Source organism: Oceanospirillum sanctuarii (assembly GCF_002150805.1).
Lineage (GTDB): Bacteria > Pseudomonadota > Gammaproteobacteria > Pseudomonadales > Halomonadaceae > Oceanospirillum > Oceanospirillum sanctuarii.
On record NZ_MTBA01000020.1, the window covers coordinates 1 to 1,454 of the forward strand.

Annotated in this window: 1 protein-coding gene; it reads left to right on the forward strand. The window is 39.8% G+C overall.

Annotated features, from left to right (window positions below):
- Positions 1-204 precede the first annotated feature (204 nt).
- Positions 205-1,341 carry an FG-GAP repeat domain-containing protein gene (locus BV405_RS17445; RefSeq protein WP_086482175.1) on the forward strand — a complete coding sequence of 379 codons (1,137 nt, stop codon included), beginning with the start codon at positions 205-207 and terminating at the stop codon, positions 1,339-1,341.
- Positions 1,342-1,454: the final 113 nt, after the last annotated feature.

Below are 1,454 nucleotides of genomic sequence, written 5' to 3' on the forward strand. Positions count from 1 at the left end.
TCCGGTGTGTAGAGCCTTGGCTTGGCGAGTTCCTTTTTCAGGTTGTCCGGCAGTACCGCTTCGATCTTATCCAGTGCATTTTCGGTAGAGTGGGCGAGCTTGGTATCTTGGGGGTGCTATGTATTTTGTAAGATTTGGTTTGTTGAGCGATTTTGTCCAACTGGTTAGCCTAAAACCATTTTTCGTAAATGTTTTGGTAGATGTATGAATTTTAAAGTCTTATTAGCGGTATCAATCGCTATAGCGCTACAAGGTTGTGGTGTGGAGAGTGGTGATAAAAGTTCTGCTCCAGCTCCCCCAATATCTGTACAAGAAACGTCTTATAAGAACTTCAAAGAAGCTGGCTTAACCCCACAAATATTTCCTGATGAAAGATCTTCTGATGCACCGATAAGAGCTTTTGCCGATTTTGCTCAGTCAGGTACGTTAGATATGTTTATCGTAGAATTTGATTCCCCTTGGCCTCCTACAACTGTAGATGAGCTTAAACCTGCAATTATGGAGTTTTGGCAGAAAAAAAATAACGGGAAGTATGAATTAAGAAATGATTTGTTTATAAACTCTAATGATGGTTGTGCCAATCCCAGAAAGGCTTTGGTTGCTGACTATAATAAGGATCAATTGCCTGACGTTTTTATTGCCTGTCATGGCTTTGATGATTGGCCTTTCCCTGGAGAGAAAAATAAGATTGTACTCAGCCAACCTGATGGTAGGTTCTTGATTCAAGATGCGTATGATCATACTGGCTACTCTCATGGTGCTTCAGCAGCAGATATCAATGGAGACTCTTATCCGGATGTAATAGTTACAGATAATAGTATTAATCTTTCTAATTCAACTCCTCAAGACTCTGTTTATATTCTTTTAAATAATGGTGATGGAACTTTTAAAAAAGATGAAGATATCAGGCTGCCTGATTCTGTAGTTCGTACAGGTTTTTTTACCGTTGATCTTGTTGACGTTGATGGGGATGGGTATGTAGACGTTTTACTTGGCGGTCATGAGGATGAAAATGATAAAACTTTGTTATTGATAAATGATGGTAGTGGTTTTTTTAATAAAACAGATCCCGTTGTTATTCCAGGAGTTTCTGGTGATACTGAGGTGCTGGACTTTGCGGTTACAAATGAAAATCAGCAAAAGATCATTTGGATTAATAGGACAAATGAGAATTATGAAAGCCGAGTAATTCAGAAAGTTTTATGGCCTAGTCTGACTTCCTCCGTTCCGCTCGATCAGAATCCTGAGCGGTGGCTTATGTGGATATTGCCAACGATCGTAAATGGCGAGAATGTGATTGCTACTGAACATGAGTCTTTTGGGGTGCTTCTGAATTATTAATATTTGGTTGGTTAAAGCTTTTCCATCCCCCCGTACTTCTCATTCAGAAAGCCACTAAACGAAATCTGCTCATCCTCTTCAAACACACGGTCAGTGATGCTGACCGTTGTGAT

What these genes read in the sequence shown, in the direction of transcription:
- BV405_RS17445 (WP_086482175.1), top strand. Translation starts at nt 205, where the DNA reads ATGAATTTTAAAGTCTTATTAGCGGTATCAATCGCTATAGCGCTACAA.